Origin of the sequence: Christiangramia oceanisediminis (assembly GCF_022570735.2) — a bacterium.
Taxonomy (GTDB): Bacteria; Bacteroidota; Bacteroidia; order Flavobacteriales; family Flavobacteriaceae; genus Christiangramia; species Christiangramia oceanisediminis.
Window position 1 is genome coordinate 48,641 of the sequence record NZ_JANCNS010000003.1, and the last position, 15,030, is coordinate 63,670.

Below are 15,030 nucleotides of genomic sequence, written 5' to 3' on the forward strand. Positions count from 1 at the left end.
CTGATCTTTGTAAAGCAGGAAAATGGTTTAAACTCTTGATATTACTGAATCATTTTTAGGTAATACCTGATTCACTTAATAAATTAACATAGGTGAACGAAATAGCGGAGCTCAAGACCAATCTTTGCAGAATATTAATGAATAAGAAAGATAATAGTATGGAAACAAATAACACGGTTTGGAAATTAGATCCTTCGCACAGTGAACTTACTTTTAAGGTAAAACACCTTATGATCAGCAATGTTAAAGGGGAATTTCAAGAATTTGATGCTAAAATCGTTTCTCAAGGAAAGGATTTTGACAAAGCCAATGTTACAGCCACAATTGATGCAAATTCGATCTATACCAATAATAAAGATCGTGACACTCACCTTAGAAGTACCGATTTCTTCGATGTGGAAAACAATAAAGAATTAAAATTTGAAGGGACAGCACTTGAAAAACTGGATGAGGACAACTATAAATTAACAGGACTACTGACTATTAAAGGAAATTCAAAAGAAGTAACTTTAGATGTTGAACACGGCGGAATGATGAAAGATCCTTATGGCCAGGAGAAAGCCGGATTTTCAATAAGCGGTAAGATAAACCGGAAAGAATTTGGTTTAACATGGAATGCAGCACTGGAAACCGGCGGAGTCATGGTAAGTGATGAAGTCCGCCTAAATGGAGAACTTCAGTTCGTAAAACAAGCCTAGAAATTATGGAAAACAAAATATTAGGATTACATCATATTACGGCAATCGCGGGTGATCCACAGAGAAATTATGACTTTTATACCAAAACCCTTGGGTTAAGAATGGTAAAGAAAACAGTGAACTTTGACGATCCTCAAACCTATCATTTTTACTTTGGTGATGAAGTGGGATCCCCCGGAAGTATACTTACTTTTTTCCCATGGCCAAATGTTAGGCAGGGAAAAGACGGTGCCGGGATGGCTACCGAAATAGGATATTCGGTACCAAAAGGCAGCCTTGAGTTCTGGAAAGATCGTTTTGAGGAAAAGAATGTAAGGCATTACCAAATTACCGAGCAATTTGGAGAGAGAAAACTGCCTTTTCAGGATCCTGATGGCTTAAAGCTGAGCCTTATTGAAGCTGAACATGCTGACGACCGAAAGGGCTATGAAACTGCAGAAGTAAAGACAAATGCGGCCCTGAAAGGCTTTCACGGAGTTACTCTAAGTCTGAATAATATTGGAGCAACTGCAGAGATATTGACCGAGGTTTTTGGGTACAAAAAAGAGCGGTCTGAAGGTAATCTAACCCGTTACAAAACTGATAGCGTTAAAAATGCAGCGATAGTAGATCTTTTGGAGTTGCCTGATCTTCCAAGGGGCCTTAATGCAGGTGGAACAAATCACCACGTAGCTTTCAGAGTTAAAGATGAGGAAACTCTTATGGCGATCAGAGAGAAAGTTCTTAAAAAAGGATTGCAGATTACTGAGAAAATCGATCGTGATTACTTTTTTTCTCTTTATTTCAGAGAACCGGGAGGAGTGCTCTTTGAGATCGCAACAGATAATCCCGGATTTGCGACAGATGAAACCGTTCAAGAACTGGGAAGCAGCCTTCAGTTACCAGACAGATATGAGGGCGCAAGAGAGCAGATAGAAAAAGCACTGCCAAAATTGAAACACTAAATTCATAGATATTGGTTCGGAGTAAAGATTCAGGTATTTTTTGCTCCGAATTTTTTCTTTTAAACATCAAATTATGCATACCAAAAACATAATTACCGGCGGGAAGAAAATTTCAGAAGCAAGCAAAGTACTTATCCTACTCCACGGCCGTGGAGGTAACGCACAGAATATCCTTTCCCTGGCCAATGATCTAAAAACCACAGATTTCGCACTTTTTGCACCTCAGGCAACCAATAACACCTGGTATCCTTATTCCTTCCTCGCGCCGCCAAGTCAAAATGAACCATGGCTTTCTTCAGGCTTAGATATAGTATATAAACTTCTTGAAGAGGTTAAAGCTGAAGGAATTGCTTCTGAAGATATTTACTTTGGTGGATTCTCACAAGGCGCCTGTCTAACTGCAGAATTCGTAACAAGAAATGCAGAAAAATTTGGAGGGGTGGTGCTTTTTACCGGTGGATTAATTGGGGATAAAATTTATTCTGAGAACTATAATGGAAACTTCAATGGCACCCCGGTTTTTATAGGATCTGGAAATCCTGATGCTCATGTTCCTGTTGAAAGGGTAAAAGAAACCCAGAAAATAATGGAAAGCATGAATGCCAAAGTAAACGTCGCAATTTATGACAACAGGCCGCATACCATTTCTCAGGATGAGATCGAAAAAGCTAATCAACTGGTTTTTACAAAATAAGAACCTGCGTCCCGGTAGATAATTCACTGTATAACAAAGCCGGCATATTCGAAAGTGTACAAAGCGACCAGGGAATATACCTACGATTTTGGTGATAAACAGTTCGAAGATCTTGAAAAACACTGGTGCCTGAATACACCTCGTTTTTGGACAAGCCCTAAAACCAAGAGCTAAAAACTTCTGTTTTAAATAGAAAAACACAGAGTTTTATTTCTTAAGTTCCAAAATCCCATTTAACCAACTTTCCCTAACTTGGTTTACATTTAAGGAATTCTGAAGTTAGATTATGAAAAGAAATAGATACACCAAAAAACAATTAAAAAAACGCTACTGGTGGTTCGGGGGACTGGGAACTGCGATATTAGGTTTTGGGCTTTCAGCTCTAGTAGAGAGTGGATTTCTGAAACACAGCGGTTCGGAACAATGGCAATGGATTGGAGCTGGAACTATATCTCTAATCTTAATCATGACTGGCATTAATTTCCTGTTTGAATCTCATGCCTGCAAAAGAGAATTAGAAGGTAAATAAGCTTAGTTGCTTTTTAAGCCTTTTCGACCGAAAATTCAAATAAGGTTCCTTTTTCCTTGTCGCTTTTCACATTGATATCCCCGTTCATTATAGTGATTAATTTTTTCACCGTAGAAAGGCCAATTCCATGTCCCTCGCTTGATTTTGCATTCTTGACCTTGATCACCGTAAAAAGATCAAAGATTTTATTTAAGTCTTTTTCCGGAATTCCTACCCCATTATCTCTTACCCCAAAATAGTAGTATCCGGCCTGCTCTTCACAGGTAATATCTATCAAAATCTCTTCTTTGGGATTATGCTTGATACTATTGCTGATCAAATTCATCAAAACCTGACCAATTGCAGCTCTGTTGCCATTGATCGCCATATTTTCTTCTGGCATATTGATCATACAGTTCGCATCAATTTCCAGCAGATCCAGGATATCCTCAATTAGATCATTTAAAAAGAATTTTTCTATCTCCTTGACCTTTTCGCCATTACCCGAATAATATTCCAACAGGCTTGTTACATACTCACTTAATTTCAATCCTGAATTCTTGATGTATTCCAGATATCCCAGCCCGGCCTTATCTAAAGCACTTGAATATTTGGCTCTTACAATATCTGCGCTTAAAATTATGTTTGCGAGCGGCATCTTGAGATCATGACTAACATTTCCTGCAAAATCCTGAAGCACTTTGTTGTTCTCCTGCAATTCATCTCGCATATCTTCTAACTCCACGCTCTTATAATGGAATTCGTAAAGAATCTCTACTTGCTTTCCTAAAGCGATCAGGCACTTTCGCTGGTGCAGATTTAATTTCTTAGGCTTTTTACTTAAGACACATAAAGTCCCAAGTGCCTGGCCCTGTTTATTTAGAATTGGTATCCCGGCATAGGATCTCACATTAATATCTTTAAAAGTAACTAAAGGATTTTTATCAAACCTTGGATCATTCAAGGCATCTTCTACTTCAAAGAGCTTCCCGGGTTCCAGAATAGCATGCCCGCAAAAAGAAATATCCCGGTCGGTTTCAGTGAGATCAAAACCTTTCCTTGATTTAAACCATTGCTTTTCATCATCCAGGATAGTGAGCAATGCTACCGGAGTCTCACAAATTTCTTGGGCCAGCAGGGTTATATTGTCATAGGTTTCCTGGGGTAATTCTTCTAACAGGCCAAGCTGTCTTACTGCTCTGAGTCTGAGCCTCTCATTGTCTGGCTTTTCGGGAATGATCATGTAATCTCTTAATTGTATTCAAATCAGTTGATAAGAAAGGCAAATAATAATGGTTTTACATCAAGTATCCAGACTTTAACGTGAATTTAAATTTCAGGCTTTTTATTTGAACAATTCTAAATAGAACCTATATATAAAGCAAGGTATATTCTTTGATCTAATGCTTCAACAACTTTATCTTTGGTTGCTGGCCTTGTTCTTAAAATATGCCATATTCACCCGGTTAAACCCATCTATTAATTGAAACAGGATTTTGATCATGAAAGATATTAGCAGCAGAAAGGATATTGAAACCCTGGTCGACAGGTTCTATGAAAAGGTGCTGGAAGATAATGTGATAGGCATTTACTTTACTGAAATTGTGAAATTAGACTGGAATACCCATATCCCCGTGATGTACGACTTCTGGGAATCGGTCCTGTTCAATACCCATGCATACAAAGGAAACCCGATGCATGCGCATTTAGCATTAAACACCAAGAAAGCACTGGAGAATAAACATTTTGAAAGGTGGCTGGATTTATGGCAGGAAACCATAGTTGAAAACTTTACAGGTGAAAAAGCAGAAGATGCATTACGCAAAGCGAGCAATATTGCAGGAATCATGAAGGTTAAAATTCAGCAGGTATCATAGACAAGTTGTATCTTAAAGAGATAAACTTGATATCCCAGATAAAGCTTGAATAAATTAGTGGTAGCTGAAAATTCAGCTTTATTGATTTGACTGCACATTATGTTAAAAAATGAGACATCCAAAACCTATAAAAAGGCACCCATCACTGCAGCCCATTAGCCGGCAGCATCATTTCGGCTTATTGTTTACCTGGAAAATCCGAAAAGGTCTGGCTATGGGAATATCTGCTGAAAGGATGAAGGCATACCGTGACTGGTTTTTTCAAAAAGAAATTTTGCAGCATTTTGAGCTCGAAGAAAAGCATGTTTTTAAAATATTAGGAGAGAAAAACAGTCTTGTAGAGCGGGCTTTACAAGAACATGTACGGTTAAAAGAACTTTTTCAAAGAGAAGATGATATTCTAAATGCATTAAAAGACCTGGAAAAAGAACTAACAGCCCACATCCGATTTGAAGAACGCATTTTATTCCATAAAATTGAAGAAATAGCTCAACCTGAACAATTGAAATTAATCGATCAACTTCACATTCCCGATATGGCTAAAAGTGACGAATATCACGATCCATTCTGGATCTAGTCCTCCCCATTTCGATCAATTCAATTTCCCTTTGATATACATTTTAGTTTTACCATTTTTCTTCCGCCAATATATTTCAAAACCATCGTTATCAGGCATTCCCCTGTATAAGGTTATATATATTGAAACCGAAAAGCAACAAAATAGTGAGTAATGCCAGGACCGTTGGCACCGGGATATTGTTGATGTTCAGCGGAATTCTAAAGAGATCTTTATCTCTTTCTTCTCCCCTGTTTTTCACGCGATACCGCAAAAGCGCCACATTCACCATTCCGAAGACCGTAAACACGAATATATTACTGATGGAAGCGACAATTTTTAAGTTCCCAATCAATCCAAACGCAATGGTAACAAGTGCTATGGCAATAATCGCGTAATTGGGAGTCTTTACTCCTATTCCCTCTAAGGTCGTAAATTTTTTCAGCCATGAAATTTCACTGTCACGTGCTACATCGTAAAGTAACCGGGAAGATCCAAGTATATTACTCAAAATGGTCTTACTGGTAGCAAAAAGGGCCACTATAACCAGAATGGTCCCACCAACTGCACTCCATTGGGATTCGATAACTGCAGCCAGCGGTCCGTCTTTTTGGGCCAGCTCGCCCGCTTCAAATGTGCTCACCGCGCTAATTGCGATCAAAACATATAGTACCAGAACGATCAAACCGCTTATCAAAACTCCTTTAGGCATTACTCTCTTAGGATCTTTGGTTTCCTCTGCGATCTTTACCAGATCTTCAAAACCAACATAACTAAAGAATATAAGGGCTGATCCCGCCAGAATTCCGGTTAATCCATTTTCACCAGGTTCGAATAAAGCCACACTGCCCCAGTCTGGAACGCAAAAACCTATCACCAGGCCTAATCCAGCAAGGGTAATAATGGTAGCTACTGTATTGTAGTAAGAACTATACTTGGAGCCTACGATATTGAAAAGTGCCATTAGAATAACGATCCCAATAATAGCTATCCAGTTAGGCAAATCTATCAACCTGCTTAGATATTCTGCAAAACTAATCGCTATGGCTGCCGGGGCAACAATACCCGTAAATGTCATAAAAATGGAAAGGAAAAGTGCTGTTTTCTCACCTATGCCCTGCTTAATGTATTCAAAGCTTCCACCAGCATCGGGAAACCTGCTAACAAATTCGGCATAAGATAGCCCCGTAAGTAATGCGACTATTGCCGCAATTGCGAAACTAAGCCATAACATATTTCCGCTTAGACCTGCTGCCTTACCTATTATTGCATAGATCCCCGCACCTACGATTCCTCCTACTCCAAACATGAGAATATCCCAGAATCCTAAAGTGCGTTTAAGTTTTTCTTTCGCCATATTTTTTGATTGGTTGGGCCAAAAAATACTAAATCATGATTGAAAGGGATAGCCTGCGGCGAAACCTTAGTAAAGATTTAAGAAGCTCCTACCCTTTTAACTTAACGATCCTTAATTTTGCCACTTATCTAAAATTAGAGGCCTTACTTGTCCATACCGAAAATAACCAGCTAAAGATCAGCCTATAAAACATAGGGCCTGAGGGCCGTTGCTATCTTTTCAGGTTTTTTAGGAATAATGTATTTTTGCCGTGTATGAAATTCCTGGTTTTATTTATAACATTTCTGGTCCTGTCGCTGTCTATCCTTCCATGCTGCTTCCTGGAGGATATCAGTAATAACAGCCTTTGTATAGACTCTCCTACCAATAACGAGGATGATCATACCAGCGAGGAACCATGTTCTCCTTTTTTTAACTGCGGAAGCTGTTCTGGTTTCGCCTTGCAGGAAGATCTGGAAATCGGTTTTGTTACTGATGAATTTTCAGCCCAGGTTTTTATCTCCTGTCAGGATCTGTTCAAAAGCGCCTACCAAAATCCTGATTTTAAACCTCCCAGGAGATCGATTATATAATATCGAATTCACCTTTAGTGAAGTACATTGTATAATCTTCAAAAAAAAACAGTTTTGAAAAATATCATTCTGGTATTGCTTTTTATGGCAGGCAATACACTCCTAGCTCAAAACCAATTTGAGACCACCATACTAAATGCCGAAACCAATGAACCGCTTTATGGGGTTTCCATAGGTATTCAGGAGTTAAATATAGGAACTACCACCAACGAGGAAGGAAAGGCCGTCCTCCGGAATATCCCCGATGGGGAATATGATATCGAGATCAGGTATATCGGTTTTGAAACCCGCACCATCACCAGGACATTTCCGTTATCTGAAGAAGAAAACAAGCAGGAAATCAGGTTGCAGCCTTCTGAAGAACAGATGGAAACTATTGTGATCGAATCTACCCGGAGCTCCAGGACCTTTGAGGATATTCCCACCCGCATCGAATTTATTGCAGGGGAAGAACTCGCCGAAAAAGGCAACATGAAACCCGGTGACATTCGAATGCTCCTCAATGAAAGTACCGGGATCCAAACCCAGCAAACCTCGGCCACCAGTTATAATTCCAGTATCAGGATCCAGGGACTGGACGGCAAATATACCCAGTTATTAAGAGACGGGCTTCCCTTATATTCTGGCTATTCCGGCGGATTAAGCCTGATGCAGATCGCGCCTCTTGACCTGAAACAGGTGGAAGTGATCAAGGGTGCTTCCTCCACACTGTACGGTGGCGGGGCTATCGCCGGACTCGTAAATCTTATTTCCAAAACCCCGGAGGATGAGCAGGAATTGAGTTTTATGGCCAACTTAACTTCTGCCCTGGGACTGGATCTTAGCGGTTTTTATTCGGAAAAATTCGGAAGACTGGGAACCACCGTTTTTGCTTCCTATAATCTGGGAACTCCGTATGATCCTGCCGATAATGGCTTAACGGCGATCCCGAAATTTGAGCGTTTTACGCTTAATCCCAGGTTGTTCGTAGATTATGATGAGAATACCGATTTTAATATCGGCTTTAATTTTGTTTCTGAAGATCGACTGGGTGGAGCCATGGATTATGTTGAAAATGAAAGCGGGCCTGGTTATTTCGAAAGGAACGATACCCAACGCTTTTCTACCCAGTTATTGGGAAACCATCGTTTTTCTGATAATACTTCTCTTCAGGTTAAGAACAGTATTAGTCTTTTTGAACGGGAAATTGAAATTCCAGATTATGCATTTACCGGGTACCAGGTTTCTTCATTTTCAGAAGTAAACCTGTCTACAATTCAGGAAGACACCGAATGGATAGGCGGACTGAATCTTTGGACCGAAGATTTCGACCAGGAACAGGGAGACCCAAACCAGGACCTTAGTTTCAGCAATTATACCATAGGTGCATTCGTTCAGAACACCTGGGATATCGAGCAAAAATGGACCCTGGAAACAGGATTGAGAGGCGATTATCAAAGCAATTATGGATTCTATTTGTTGCCCAGGTTTTCATTGATGTTCGAACCTTCAGAAAAGTTGACATTTAGAGCCGGTGGCGGAATGGGATATAAAACGCCGAGTATATTCACCGAAGAAGTAGAACGGCTGCAATTTCAAAATGTATTGCCTATTGATGCAGATGAAGCAGAGGCCGAGCGCTCTATAGGTTTCAATGTAGATGGAAATTACAAGTGGGCCATCACCAACGACCTCAACCTTTCTACCAACCTGCTATTTTTCTATACCAGGATAAACGATCCTTTAGTACTGAATCAGACAATTGGAAGTTTTTACGAATTTACACAACCTGGTGGCTATATTGATAGTAAGGGTATTGAAGCAAATATGCGTTGGAGTTATCAGGATCTAAAATTATTCGTGGGATATACACTGGCTGATGTTAATCAACATTTGAATGATGAAACAGAGCAATATCCTCTGGTTGCTCAACATAGACTCAATAACGTACTGATGTACGAAAAACACGATAATTTCTGGATTGGATTGGAGGGATATTATTACAGTTCACAGGAATTGACAGATGGCAGCACGGGCGAACCATACTGGATACTTGGGGTAATGACGGAGAAAAGAATAGGCGAAAAATTTTCGGTCTTTCTTAATTTTGAAAATATCCTTGACACCAGGCAGAGCCGGTTTGATACCGTATTCACCGGAACCTTGGAAGATCCCAACTTCCGCGATATCTATGCACCGGTAGATGGTTTTGTGATCAATGGCGGTTTTAAATTGAATTTATAAATACATCCGGATAGACTTCAAGCCTCCGATCTTAAAAAATTGGAGGCTTTTTTATTAAGTAAGGCTTTCACCGAAAGCGAAATTTTATTTTGCCAGGTGAGTTGGCACTCCCATAAAGCTTTCTGCAGCTTCCATAATGGTTTCCGATAAAGTTGGGTGTGGATGTATGCTAAGCGAGAGATCTTCCGCCGTTGCGGCCATTTCGATCGCCAGCGAAATTTCTGAAATCAGGCTTCCGGCATCTTTTCCTGCAACGCCACCTCCCAGGATCCTTCCGGTTTCCGGGTCCACAAGCAGTTTGGTCAGTCCAGTGCTGGTTCCCATAGAAAGAGCTCTTCCAGAAGCCGACCATGGAAATTTTAAAATTTTCACTTCCATATCTTTTTCCGAAGCTTCGGTTTCGGTGAGTCCGCTCCATGCAATTTCAGGATTGGTAAAAACAATGCCTGGAATAGATCTGGGGTCATAGGCACTTGCCTTATCATCCGAGATCACTTCGGCAGCGATCCTCGCCTCGTAATTGGCTTTATGGGCAAGCATAGGCTCCCCGGTCAAATCTCCAATCGCGTAAATATTCTCTACCGCTGTTCTGCGTTTTTCATCAACCTCAATAAAACCATTCTCATCTACTTTTATCTCCGTATTTTCCAGATCCAGTGACGCAGTACTGGGTTTTCTTCCCGCTGCCACAAGCACTTTGTCGAATTGCTTTTCTTTAGTCCCATCTTCCATCTTCAATTCCACGCTTACTTTTTTATCTTCTACGGAAAGTTTTTCAATTTTCGTATTGAAATACAAATCCTTGAATGGATGTTTATCCTGGAATACCTTTACCAGGTCCCTGTCTGTTCCCGGAAGGAAGTCTTCGGTCATTTCAGCTACTGAAACATCGGAGTCAAGTGCCGCATATACACTTCCCATCTCCAGGCCAATATATCCTCCCCCAATCACCAGCATGGACTTCGGAATTTCCTGAAGTTCGAGCGCATCGGCAGAATCGATCACTTTCTTATGGTCTATTTCGATTCCAGGTAGTTCCAGGTTGCTGGAACCTGTAGCGAGAATGAGATGCTTAAAACCCAGTTCTTTACCGCTGTCTTTTAACCGAATCTTTTCGTTTGAAACAAAACCTGCTTTATCCCGGATATACTCGATATTGCGATTTTCAGCCAACTGCCCTAAACCATCGGTTAGTTTTTTAACGACCTTATCTTTCCATTTTCTGATCTTGTCAATATCAATTTTTGGATCACCAAATTCGATCCCCCATTCCGAAGCTTCCTGAGCCTCCTGTTTGATTTTTGCAATATTAAGCAATGCCTTGGAAGGAATACAACCGCGGTACAGGCATACGCCTCCCGGGTTCTCTTCAGGGTCTATCAGGCAAACTTTCATACCAAGGTCGGCCGCCTTGAATGCCGCGGCGTACCCGCCAGGACCGGCACCAATGATGATCAGTTCTTTTTTGTTTTTATCTGGCATATAGTTTTAGATTAGGCACCCAAAAGCGCTTCGTAAGGATCTTCCAGGGCTTTAGCTATCCAGTTAAGGAATTGTACTCCTTCGGCCCCGTCGATCAAACGATGATCATAAGAAAGGCTTAAGGGCAATATGGATCTGGGTTCCAGTTTATCCTCAACATAAACAGGTCTTTTTACAGCACGCGACACTCCAAGAATGGCGACCTGCGGATGGTAAATGATAGGCGTGAAATTGGTTCCACCAAAACCGCCCAGGTTGGAAATACTGAAATTTCCTCCCTTCATGCTATCGGGATCCAGTTCTCCATCCCTTGCTTTTCCTGCCAGGTTAACCAGTTGAACGGAAATATCGATAAGCCCCTTTTTGTCTGCATCTTTGATCACAGGAACCAGCAAACCTTTTTCGGTATCAACGGCCACGCCAATATTTACATATTTTTTCAGGATCATTTCCTCGTTTTCCATGTCCACACTGGCGTTGAATTTCGGAAATCTTTGCAATGCCGTAGCGGCAATTTTTATGAGGATCGCCGTGATACTCAGTTTACCACCTGCCTTTTCGGCCTTTTCGCTGTTCTTTTCCATGAATTCCTCGATGCCTGAAATATCGGCCTCCTCAAACTGGAATACGTGTGGGATCTCTTTCCAGGCTGCGGAAGTACCCTTCGCTGTTGCCTTCCTGATATTTGAAAGCGGCTTCACCTCGGTTTCCCCCCACTTGCTAAAATCAGGAAGTTTTGAGAGGCTGGACTTCTCCTCTTTTTTTCCTGATTTCGTATGAGACTTCACGTCTTCCTTGCTGATCCTTCCGCCTTCCCCGCTTCCGGACACCTCGGTTATATCCACTCCAATTTCCCGGGCAAACCGGCGAACACCAGGAGAAGCTGGAACATTTTCAGCTTTTCCTGAACCGGATTTTTCATCCTTATCGGCATCAGATTTTTTATCTTTCTGCTTATCCGGTTTCTGATCCTTATCGGATTTCTCTTCTTCTTCCTTTTCGGATGTATCCTCTTTATCTTCAGAAGATTCCTTTTCCTTATCCTTTTTCTTTGACTCTTTGGATTTTTCTTTTTCAGAATCTTCTTCTGTTTCCTCCTCCTCTTTGTCCTGGCTATCGTCTTCTTCATTACTTTTTTCTTCTGTGTCCTCTTCGGAATCCTTTTCAGACTCATCTTCTGAAACCTCCAGGGTAAGAATGACGTCTCCTACTTCCACCTCATCTCCCTCCTTCACTTTGATAGCTTCTACTGTTCCGGCCTTTGGAGAAGGAATTTCCACCGAAGCTTTATCAGATTCAACCACAATTAAACTCTGGTCCTTTTCGATCTGGTCCCCTTCGGAAACCAGGACTTCATTTACCGTCGCCTTATCGACACCTTCAGATATTTGTGGAATTTTAATTTCTTCAGCCATATTTTTAAATTTTAAATACTATTAGGATCAGGTATTCCTGGGATCTGCTTTATCCGGATCAATTTCCAGGTCCTTTGCTGCCTGCTTCAAAACTTTAGTCTCAATAATATCTTGCAGGCTTAACTGGTAAAGCGTTGCATAAACGATGGAAACAGCGTCTACCTCGAAAAACTTCCGAAGCTCAGCGCGGGTATCGCTTCTTCCAAAACCATCGGTTCCAAGACTTACAAGTTTACCCGGAAACCATTTGGAGATCGATTCCGGCAGGGCCTTTACGAAATCAGTGGCCGCTACGAAAACTCCCTTTTCATCATTCAGGCATTCCTGTAAATAATTCTTTTCGGGATTCATCTGGGAAGACATTCGGTTTCGTCTTTCGGTATCGATCGCATCATCATAAAGAGATTTATAACTGGTAATGCTCCAGATATCTGCATTCACCTCGTAATCATCCTTCAGGATTTCGGCTGCCTTTAAGACTTCCTGCATGATGGCTCCGCTTCCGAACAGATGTGCTTTTTTCTTACCTCTATTTGAAGTTTTCTTAAACCGGTACATTCCTTTCAGGATTTGGTCTTCCACCTTATCAGGCATCGGGGGCATTGGATAGGTATCATTACCCACCGTGATATAATAGAATTTTTCCTTTTTATCGGCATACATTTCCTTCAGCCCATGCCTGACGATGACGGCAACTTCGTAAGCAAAAGCGGGATCATATGCCTTCAAACCTGGATACGCATACGCATAAAGGTGACTCTGGCCATCCTGGTGCTGTAATCCCTCGCCGGGAATACTGGTACGGCCTGAAATTCCGCCAACCAGGAAACCTTTTGCACCCGCATCGGCTGCAGCCCACATCAGGTCACCGGTTCTTTGGAATCCGAACATCGAATAGAAAAAATAGAAAGGAACCATATTCAGCCCGTGGTTCAGGTAGGCCGTTCCGGCCGCGATAAATTCGCTCATACAACCCGACTCGGTGATGCCTTCTTCCAGGATAGCTCCATCTTTCGCCTCTTTATAATACAATAAACTATCCTCGTCTACCGGTTCATATTTTTGACCTTCAGGCGCGTAGATGCCGGCCTGCTGAAAAAGCGACTCCATCCCGAAGGTTCGTGACTCATCCGGAATGATGGGTGCGATGCTTTTTGCCGTATTCTCGTCTTTTAACAACTTGCTAAGGATCTGCACAAGCACGCTGGTAGTGGAAACCTCGTCCCCGTCAGAACCCTCGTAAAAATTGCTAAAGATCTCTTCTGAAGGCATTGGTAAAGCTTCCGACCTGTCTTTCCGTGCTGGGATAAAACCGCCGTTCTTCTCTCTTTTTTCTTTTAAATAAGCCAGCTCCTCGCTGTCTTCATCTGGTTTTATAAAAGGAATATCTTCCAGGTCTTCATCTGAAATCGGCACCTTAAAATAGTCCCGAAATTCCTTAAGCCCGGCTACCTCCATTTTCTTGGTTTGATGAGAGACATTGCTCGCCTCGCCCTGGTCACCCTGGCCATAACCCTTAATGGTTTGCGCCAGTATGATGCTTGGCTGGCCTTTGGTTCTTTCGGCCAGTTTATAGGCGTTGTAAATACGTGTGGGATCATGTCCTCCACGATTTCGAATGAGTTCTTTCAGTTCATCATCCGTTAGATCATCCACCAGTTCCTGAAGTTCCTCGTCTTTTCCAAAAAGCTCTTTTCTAATCAGGGAAGCATCTTCAAAAGCGTATTTCTGAAGCTGCCCGTCTGTAATTTCATTCAGGATATTAACCAGCTTATTGCCTTTATCTTTTTCAAATAGCCGATCCCATTTTTTACCCCAGAGTACTTTGATCACTTTCCAGCCTGCACCCCGGAATAAAGCTTCGAGTTCCTGGATGATCTTATGATTTCGTCTTACCGGCCCATCCAGCCTTTGTAGATTACAATCTACCACGAATACCAGGTTTTCGAGCTTATCCCTGGAAGCTATGCTTATCGCTCCCCTGGCTTCAGGTTCATCCATTTCTCCGTCGCCAAGATAGGCCCATACTTTTTGCTGATTTTCTTCAATTAGGCCACGTTGCTTTAAATATTTATTGAAACGTGCCTGGTAAATGGCCATTATAGGTGCCAGGCCCATTGAAACGGTTGGGAAGTTCCAGAAGTCCGGCATCAATTTAGGGTGGGGATAAGATGTAAGACTTTTATCAGATTTGACATCTCTTCTGAAGTTCTCCAGCTGTTCACTACTAAGCCTGCCTTCCAGGAAAGCCCTGGAATAGATTCCCGGTGAAGCATGACCCTGGAAATAAACCAGGTCTGCCTTTCCGTTTTCGTAAATCTTAAAGAAATGGTTGAAACCGACTTCCCACAAATTTGCAATAGATGCATAGGTAGAAATATGTCCGCCAATGCCTTCATTTTCCTTATTGGCCCTGGCTACCATGGCCATGGCGTTCCACCTGATGTAAGACAGTATTCGCTCCTCGATCTCAAGATTTCCGGGATAAGCCTCTTCTTCAGATTTTGGGATCGTGTTTAGATAGGATGTATTTGGAGAATAGGTTGAGTCAATTCCCTGTTTTCTGGCTTCATCTTTCAGAAGTTCAAGCAATTCCTGGGCTCGATCGGGCGATTCGTTATCAAGTACCCACCTGAATGAATCCAGCCATTCCTGGTTCTCGGTTTCGAAATTTGATTTGTTTTGTTCTTTAGACATAGGCCTT

At 41.7% G+C, this 15,030-nt stretch carries 13 protein-coding genes; 8 read left to right on the plus strand and 5 right to left on the minus strand.

All coding sequences use genetic code 11. The features are described 5' to 3' along the window. The first annotated feature begins 137 nt into the window (after window positions 1-137). The 4 genes from MKO06_RS12965 to MKO06_RS12980 all read left to right on the plus strand — a co-directional run bounded on the left by MKO06_RS12965 (window position 138) and on the right by MKO06_RS12980 (window position 2,865). Window positions 138-698, plus strand: coding sequence for a YceI family protein (locus MKO06_RS12965; RefSeq protein WP_241552488.1), 561 nt, complete (start codon window positions 138-140; stop codon window positions 696-698). A 5-nt stretch (window positions 699-703) separates the two neighbouring features. After that, the gene (locus MKO06_RS12970) at window positions 704-1,642 is read left to right on the plus strand and encodes a ring-cleaving dioxygenase (RefSeq protein WP_241552489.1); all 939 of its coding nucleotides are present in this window, start codon (window positions 704-706) and stop codon (window positions 1,640-1,642) included. A gap of 73 nt (window positions 1,643-1,715) precedes the next feature. Next, a complete protein-coding gene (locus MKO06_RS12975) occupies window positions 1,716-2,336 on the plus strand; it encodes an alpha/beta hydrolase (protein WP_241552490.1) in 621 nt (206 codons plus the stop codon). 286 nt (window positions 2,337-2,622) lie between these two features. After that, window positions 2,623-2,865, plus strand: a complete 243-nt coding sequence (locus MKO06_RS12980) for a hypothetical protein (protein WP_241552491.1) — start codon at window positions 2,623-2,625, stop codon at window positions 2,863-2,865. 13 nt (window positions 2,866-2,878) lie between these two features. On the opposite strand, the gene MKO06_RS12985 is transcribed toward MKO06_RS12980, so the two are convergent. Further along, a complete protein-coding gene (locus tag MKO06_RS12985) occupies window positions 2,879-4,087 on the minus strand; it encodes a sensor histidine kinase (RefSeq protein ID WP_241552492.1) in 1,209 nt (402 codons plus the stop codon). A 259-nt stretch (window positions 4,088-4,346) separates the two neighbouring features. On the opposite strand from MKO06_RS12985, the gene MKO06_RS12990 reads away from it, so the two are divergent. Both MKO06_RS12990 and MKO06_RS12995 read left to right on the plus strand, forming a co-directional pair. Next, window positions 4,347-4,721, plus strand: coding sequence for a group III truncated hemoglobin (locus tag MKO06_RS12990; RefSeq protein WP_241552493.1), 375 nt, complete (start codon window positions 4,347-4,349; stop codon window positions 4,719-4,721). A gap of 109 nt (window positions 4,722-4,830) precedes the next feature. Next, complete coding sequence (locus tag MKO06_RS12995; RefSeq protein ID WP_241552494.1) at window positions 4,831-5,298, plus strand: hemerythrin domain-containing protein; 468 nt, start codon at window positions 4,831-4,833, stop codon at window positions 5,296-5,298. A 91-nt stretch (window positions 5,299-5,389) separates the two neighbouring features. Here MKO06_RS12995 and MKO06_RS13000 read toward each other — a convergent pair whose 3' ends face one another. Further along, a complete protein-coding gene (locus tag MKO06_RS13000; protein ID WP_241552495.1) occupies window positions 5,390-6,634 on the minus strand; it encodes an APC family permease in 1,245 nt (414 codons plus the stop codon). Between the two features lie 254 nt (window positions 6,635-6,888). Here MKO06_RS13000 and MKO06_RS13005 point away from each other — a divergent pair, with 254 nt between their 5' ends. Both MKO06_RS13005 and MKO06_RS13010 read left to right on the plus strand, forming a co-directional pair. Next, window positions 6,889-7,206 (plus strand): hypothetical protein, encoded by a 318-nt coding sequence (locus MKO06_RS13005; protein WP_241552496.1) that lies wholly within the window; start codon window positions 6,889-6,891, stop codon window positions 7,204-7,206. A gap of 54 nt (window positions 7,207-7,260) precedes the next feature. Then, complete coding sequence (locus MKO06_RS13010) at window positions 7,261-9,429, plus strand: TonB-dependent receptor (RefSeq protein ID WP_341849961.1); 2,169 nt, start codon at window positions 7,261-7,263, stop codon at window positions 9,427-9,429. 84 nt (window positions 9,430-9,513) lie between these two features. Here the strand turns inward: MKO06_RS13010 and lpdA are convergent, their stop codons facing one another. From lpdA to aceE, 3 genes are read right to left on the minus strand one after another with little or no spacing between them, the layout of a single operon-like run. Next, window positions 9,514-10,911 (minus strand): dihydrolipoyl dehydrogenase, encoded by a 1,398-nt coding sequence (gene lpdA / locus MKO06_RS13015; RefSeq protein ID WP_241552497.1) that lies wholly within the window; start codon window positions 10,909-10,911, stop codon window positions 9,514-9,516. Window positions 10,912-10,922: 11 nt separating this feature from the next. Continuing rightward, on the minus strand, window positions 10,923-12,326 hold the full coding sequence (locus MKO06_RS13020; RefSeq protein ID WP_241552498.1) for a 2-oxo acid dehydrogenase subunit E2: 1,404 nt from the start codon (window positions 12,324-12,326) through the stop codon (window positions 10,923-10,925). Window positions 12,327-12,353: 27 nt separating this feature from the next. Further along, a complete protein-coding gene (gene aceE / locus MKO06_RS13025) occupies window positions 12,354-15,023 on the minus strand; it encodes a pyruvate dehydrogenase (acetyl-transferring), homodimeric type (protein ID WP_241552499.1) in 2,670 nt (889 codons plus the stop codon). Between the last annotated feature and the right edge of the window lie 7 nt (window positions 15,024-15,030).